Source organism: Bacillus sp. SIMBA_074 (assembly GCF_046534555.1).
GTDB classification, from domain to species: Bacteria; Bacillota; Bacilli; order Bacillales; family Bacillaceae_G; genus Bacillus_A; species Bacillus_A mycoides.
In genome coordinates, this window is record NZ_JAWRYM010000776.1 from 1 (window position 1) to 258 (window position 258).

General features: G+C 43.0%; 1 protein-coding gene. It reads left to right on the plus strand.

Features of this window, described 5'->3' with window-relative positions:
- On the plus strand, positions 1 to 258 hold a 258-nt coding region (locus SB773_RS32875; protein ID WP_410594602.1), incomplete at both ends, for an acyl-CoA dehydrogenase family protein.

Here is a 258-nt window from a genome sequence, read left to right on the forward strand (position 1 = left end):
GGCTTCGGTATTACGCATGGTGCACACGTAGGTATCGGATCTTTGCCAATCGTATTATTCGGGAATGAAGAACAAAAGAAAAAATATCTCCCTTTACTGGCAACGGGAGAGAAAATTGCTGCGTATGCATTGACGGAGCCCAGCTCAGGTTCAGATGCCTTAGGAGCAAAAACGACAGCGAAATTGAATGCAGAAGGAACCCACTATATTTTAAATGGTGAAAAACAATGGATTACGAATGCAGGTTTTGCAGATGTC